The 5,831-nt window shown below is 58.1% G+C and carries 5 protein-coding genes; 4 read left to right on the forward strand and 1 reads right to left on the reverse strand.

What is annotated here, in order from left to right:
* Nucleotides 1-1,140 precede the first annotated feature (1,140 nt).
* Together M3089_RS15595 and buk are read left to right on the forward strand one after the other, a co-directional pair.
* On the forward strand, nt 1,141-2,055 hold the full coding sequence (locus M3089_RS15595; RefSeq protein WP_249085226.1) for a phosphate acyltransferase: 915 nt from the start codon (nt 1,141-1,143) through the stop codon (nt 2,053-2,055).
* 23 nt (nt 2,056-2,078) lie between these two features.
* On the forward strand, nt 2,079-3,182 hold the full coding sequence (gene buk / locus M3089_RS15600; protein ID WP_249085228.1) for a butyrate kinase: 1,104 nt from the start codon (nt 2,079-2,081) through the stop codon (nt 3,180-3,182).
* Between the two features lie 387 nt (nt 3,183-3,569).
* On the opposite strand, the gene M3089_RS15605 is transcribed toward buk, so the two are convergent.
* Nucleotides 3,570-4,787 (reverse strand): acyloxyacyl hydrolase, encoded by a 1,218-nt coding sequence (locus M3089_RS15605; protein WP_249085230.1) that lies wholly within the window; start codon nt 4,785-4,787, stop codon nt 3,570-3,572.
* Between the two features lie 222 nt (nt 4,788-5,009).
* Between M3089_RS15605 and M3089_RS15610 the strand changes: the two genes are divergently transcribed.
* Both M3089_RS15610 and M3089_RS15615 read left to right on the forward strand, forming a co-directional pair.
* Nucleotides 5,010-5,447: a hypothetical protein gene (locus tag M3089_RS15610; RefSeq protein ID WP_249085232.1), complete on the forward strand. Its 438-nt coding sequence runs from the start codon at nt 5,010-5,012 to the stop codon at nt 5,445-5,447.
* 174 nt (nt 5,448-5,621) lie between these two features.
* The coding region (locus tag M3089_RS15615) for a hypothetical protein (protein ID WP_249085234.1) at nt 5,622-5,831 on the forward strand (210 nt) is incomplete at its 3' end.

The following is a 5,831-nucleotide window of genomic DNA, read 5'->3' on the forward strand; positions in this document are numbered from 1 at the left end:
GACTTCAGGGCTGTTTCCTTAACGCTGGGTTACAAGCTGAACAGCAAGGACGACACTTCGCACAGCCATAGCGATGCGGACAAGGAGGTCAAGCGGTTGTAATTGATTGAACGTCGGGCATGGGATTTTTTTACTGCATATAGCAATGAACTCATTCAAGTTTTTCGGAAAAAGTTTGAATGAGTTCAATAAATTGCTGCCATGCCGACAGGCTGCCCCGTGACACTGCCGCAAGGCCCGTTTTGCAAGGTGCTACGGGCGGTTTTGCCTGCCGTTACGGCCCCCGTTATTATTAGGAGTTAGAAGGAGTTAGAAGAAGTTAGAAGGAGTTAGAAGAAGTTAGAAGGAGTTATCACTCGCTGCGCTCGTTTATGGAGTTAGAAGACATTACCCACAAAAGCTATTGTCCTCTAATTCCTACTAACTCCTACAAACTCCTACTAATTCCTACTAACTCCTATTCTACCTCCTTCTACCTTCCTCTACCTCCTTCTGCCTCCTTCTAACCATAGTCTTTATTCTTGCAATGTGTCTATATGGTGGTCAACTGGCATTAGTATATATAAATACTAATGCAGTTGACACCAGCCACATTGACAAAACAGTTTCACAGTGGGCTTTGCGACGGTTGCGAGAAAACAAGCATTAGTTTGCTGAAAGTCGGAATTTATGTCCGTATAGTCGGAGCAATATGGTCTAAACACAAAAACACTTGTTTTTCACGTAATGATTTTGTATATTTGTTGCATCATGCCGCGTGGCCGGTTCGCCCGGCGCAAAGCCGCCCAGTATGGCGGCGCCCCGTTCCGGCCCTGCGGCCCCTACCATTACAGCCTAAACAACCTAAACAGCCAGAAATGAAAGAACCCCTTGCAATGGCGGCGTGCATGGCCCCGTGCCATGGCCCGCATCCCAACCACACGCCGGCCTGCCCATTGGCAGGCATGGCCAAATCGGCCGCCGGTGCAGCCGGCCCTTTGTGCCGCCGCCGCCACGGGCCGCCCGGCAGCAGTGCCCGCGGGGCCGGCATAAGCATGGCGTACCCCTGTGTTATTATACGTTAACCGTGCAGAATTAGTCTGTGGCGGATATTGGGAATTTACAAAATAAACGTTATATTTGCAAGAAAGAACAATTAGTATGCAACGGATATGTGATTTCGATACGCTTACGGGCAGCCTGCGCTCGCTGCCCACACGCAAGAGGGTGGCTGTGGTCTGCCCAGGAGACTCGCATACGGAGTACGTGATACGTCGTGCGCTGGAAGAGCAGACAGCCGACTTCCTGCTTGTTGACGGCGGGCTCACCCGCTGGAACATCGGCGAGGTGTGCCGCCTGTATCCAGGCCGCGTCGAGGTGCGCCCTGCGGCCACCCCCGACGACGCCGCCCGCATGGCGGTCGAGATGGTGCGCGAGGGCCACGCTGACGTGCTCATGAAGGGCAGCATCAACACCGACAACCTGCTGCGCGCCGTGCTCGACAAGGAGCGCGGCCTGCTGGAGCACGGCCGCGTGATGAGCCACGTGACGGCCATCGAGGCCCCCGGCTACTCAAAGCTGCTGTTTGCCACCGACGTGGCCGTGATACCGCGGCCCACGCTCGACCAATTTGACGCCATGCTGCGCTACGCCGTGTCGGTTTGCCGCAGCCTGGGCATGGCCGTGCCCCGTGTGGCCCTGCTGCACTGCACGGAGAAGGTGAGCGAGAAGTTTCCCCATACGCTGAGCTACGAGGAGCTGAAGCGCCGGGCCCGCGAGGGGGCCTACGGCGACGTGTTCGTAGACGGCCCCATGGACGTAAAGACCGCGTGCGACCCAGAGAGCGGCGAGCTCAAGGGCATCAAGTCGCCCGTTTGCGGAAATGCCGACGTGCTGGTGTTCCCCAACATCGAGTCGGGCAACACGTTCTACAAGACCATGTCGCTCTTCGGGCGGGCGCGCATGGCCGGGATGCTGTGCGGCACGACGGCACCCGTGGTGGTGGCCTCGAGGGCCGACACCGGTGATTCGAAATACACGAGCCTTGCGCTGGCATGCCTGGCCTCGGCTGAGTAAAAACACATAAAGTTGCACAGATTATGAAGATATTGGTAATCAATCCGGGTTCCACATCGACGAAGATGGCCATCTTCGACGACGACAAGCAGGTGTGGACGGCAGGCGCCCATCACCCGGTGGGCGAGTTGGCACGCTTTGAGCATGTGGCCGACCAGTATGAATATCGCCGTGACTTCGTCATAGGCAGGCTTGAGAAGGCCGACATACCGCTGCGCTTCGACGCAGTGATAGGGCGCGGCGGACTGCTGCACCCGCTGCGCGGCGGGGTCTACACCGTCAACGAGCGCATGAAGCACGACCTGCGCCACGCCACCATGGAGCATGCCTGCAACCTGGGCGCCCTCATAGCTGCCGAGCTGGCCGAGAGGTGCGGGTGCCCTGCATATACGGCCGACCCGGTGGTGGTCGACGAGATGCGCCCCGAGGCGCGCATCAGCGGGCTGCCATGCCTGGAGCGCCGCTCGGTGTTCCACGCCCTCAACCAGAAGGCCGTGTCGCGCCGCTACGCCGCGTCGATAGGCCGCCGTTATGAAGACCTGCGCCTCATCGTGGCCCACATGGGCGGCGGCATCTCGGTGGGGGCCCACTGCCTGGGCCGCGTCATCGACGTAAACAATGCCCTGGGCGGCGAAGGCCCGTTCACGCCCGAGCGCTGCGGCACGCTGCCGGCCATGCAGCTGGTTGAGCTGTGCTACAGCGGCAAGTACACCCTGCGCCAGATGAAACGCATGATATGCGGCAAGGGCGGCCTGGCGGCCTGGCTGGGCAGCAACGACATGATTGGCCTCTCGGCCCGCGCCGAGGCCGGCGAGGAGCCCTATGCCACTGTGGTGGGGGCTATGATGTATACCGTGGCCAAGGAGATAGGCTCGATGTATGTAGCGCTGGGCGGCAAGGTCGACGCCATCATCGTCACCGGCGGCATAGCCCACGACACCTACTGCGTAGACCGCCTGCGCCCGCAGGTGGAATACATGGCTCCGGTGGTGGTGATGCCCGGCGAGAACGAGATGCTGTCGCTGGCCTTCAACGCCCTGGGCGCCTTGCGCGGTGAGCTTGAACTGATGGAATATACGGGCGACGACTGCCGAGAAGGCATCGTGTCGCCTGTGGCTATAGATTGAGGCCCGGCGCGCGACGCGCCACGGCCGGTTATTGTTTTTTCATACCTCAGCAGTCCTGTCCGCGGCCATGTCCGGCCTGCGGGCAGGACATTTGTTTGCCCGGGCCGCGCCGCCGTTTCGCCATCAGCGCGGCTCACGACTTAACCAATAGACATTGGGGATTATTAGGAGTTAAGACAATAGTTTTTGGGTTTATTTTGGAGGCGGGAGGCAGTAGACAGGAGTACAGACAATAGTTATGGAAACATGGGAGCTTTGCTGGCATGGGGAAAGTGTTGCATGAAGACAGTCAAATACTATTGTCTGTACTCCTGTACTCCTGTACTCCTGTACTCCCGTACTCCCGTACTCCTGAAAACGCCTCATGGATTTATTTGGTGAGCCATTTTAGCGCCATTTGCGCTTGCTGCCGAAGCGGTAGCCCACGCCGAGCATCAGGTAGTTGGGTTTCTGGAAGTCGTAGAGGCTGTAGCCTATGTGCAGGAACGAGTTGCGCAGCACGTCGACCTTGAGGGCCAGTATCTCGTAGGTGCCGCTGAAGTCGCCGCCGGCCCCGATTATGTTCTTGCCCACGCCGAAGTCGATGGTGAAGTAGGGCATCACAAACTCGACCCTTGCCGACAGTCCCGCCGCCATCTGCCGCGAGGGCTTGGGCTGGCGCACGTTCTCGGCCGTGGGCACGTCGCCCTCGAAGTAAATGTTGGCGCTGTTGTCGTAGACGGCGTCGAGCGACAGCCCCGCGTTGAGCCAGTGGTTGATGTTGTAGAGCGGGGTGAAGTTGATGCCCGCCACACCGTAGGTGCCCGGCACGGCATAGAGCGTGGCGCCGTCGCCCACAGCCACCCCACGCCTGCGCCACGCCCCGAACACCACCAGGTCGTAGCTCATGTGGCGCCTGAAGCGCGGCATGGGCCCCGCCGGTTGGCGCCCGGGGCTGCGCCCGAAGTAGAACGCCGCCGAGAGCCTTGCCGCCAGAGTGTTGAGTCCGAGGTTGGGGTAGGCCGTGTTGCCATTGGAGTAGTGGGAGGCCGACACCCCGGCGCTCACGTCGAGCCACGTCGCCGGGCTGTAGCTCAGGTAGATGTCGGCGTCGAGGTAGGCCGTGGCGCGCGAGCCTATGATGTGGTTGTCGGGGTTGGTCTCGCTGTCGTAGGGGTGCCAGCCCATGGCCAGGCCCAGGTTCCACTCGTAGTTGAGCGACAGTCGGCGCCCAATGGAGGCTATGCGCGCCCCCTGGAAGATGAACACCGACACGGGGTTGCCCAGCTGAGGGTTGAAGCGGTGGAAGCCCACGCCCACGCCCTGGTAGGCCCCGGGGTATATGCGCGACTGCATGCTGCCCACGGGTGCCATGAAGGCATACTTAAGCCTCACGGCCGAGGCGTGGTTCATTATGCGCCGCTCGGCATTGCCCCCGTTGAGGTAGCTGTCGGTGTGGAATATGCCCCCGGTGGCATAGTCGGCCTCCACCCTGTGAACCACGCGAGAGCTGCTGCCGGTGACGGCAGTGTCGGCCTGCTCGGCCGCCGCGGCAGTGCAGGGCGTAGCCACAGCCATGGCCGCAGCCATGATGGTGGGCAGGAGGGTGTGGAAAACGCTGGGCATATCGCCTGCAAAGTTAATGCTTATTGGTGTAAAAGCGAAATTATGATGCCTGTTTGTTGCCCGCGTCTCGCCCGGTTTGGAATGGGGTATCATTAAAAATGCTTAAATAAACACTTAAATCGAACAGTCTGTTGGTAAAAACCTTATATTTGTGATATGCAATCAGCAAGATTTCATCAAGGAAAATTACTAAAGCCTATTAACCTTTAAAATAAGAAAGTTATGAAGAAAAATTTATTACTCACAATCGCACTCAGTTGCACGGTCGCATTGGCAAATGCCCAAATGAGAGTAAGCGGCAACGGCAATGTTACGTTGCAGTCGACAGACGTGGTAGGCAGCCTTCGTGTCTCTGGCGGGATAGACGGCATGGTTATCGGTGATGGGGCTGAGCCCGCCATAGGCAATGACTCCGAAACGGCCCATGACAAACTGTCCGCGCTCACCGCCGTGCCTTTCTACAAGTCTGTGCCGGCAGGCCAGGCAAAATCCCTGCCGCTCGGCTCTTTCGAGGCACAGAGTCTTTCAAAATTGCATTACGCCCTGTCGGCCGAGCAGCTTGGGGCAGTCTATCCGGACTTGGTGTATGTCAGGGAAAACTTTATTTTATCAACTGTTGGCTTGGGTTGGATTGTCGAGGCAGATGTGTCTGCCTGCTGAAGAGCATTGTTGGGCAGTGTGACGAAGCAGCCAGGCAAATATGACCGAAGAGACACTCAAGCCGGCAGAGCTGAACAAGGCGACTTTGATAGAATCAAGGCAGCCACTGAATTTGCAGTGAACCATTAAATGACAAGAAAGAGAAAATAATGCTAACCAATAAATGCGATAGTTATGAAACGATTGTTAGTTTATGCAATAGCCGTCATTGTTTCCTCCCAGTGCCTTTGGGCCGGATCAGACGGCATGAAAGTCAGCGTTCACGTCGACGGCAGCTGCCTTGAAGACCTGCTCACCGATGAGCAGAAGGCCGGTGTCACCAACCTGAAGATAACCGGCTGCCTCGCCGAAGAAGACTATGCCTACCTGCGCAACTCGCTTTTC

The organism is Marseilla massiliensis (assembly GCF_023336985.1).
In the GTDB taxonomy this organism is placed as follows: domain Bacteria; phylum Bacteroidota; class Bacteroidia; order Bacteroidales; family Bacteroidaceae; genus Prevotella; species Prevotella intestinigallinarum.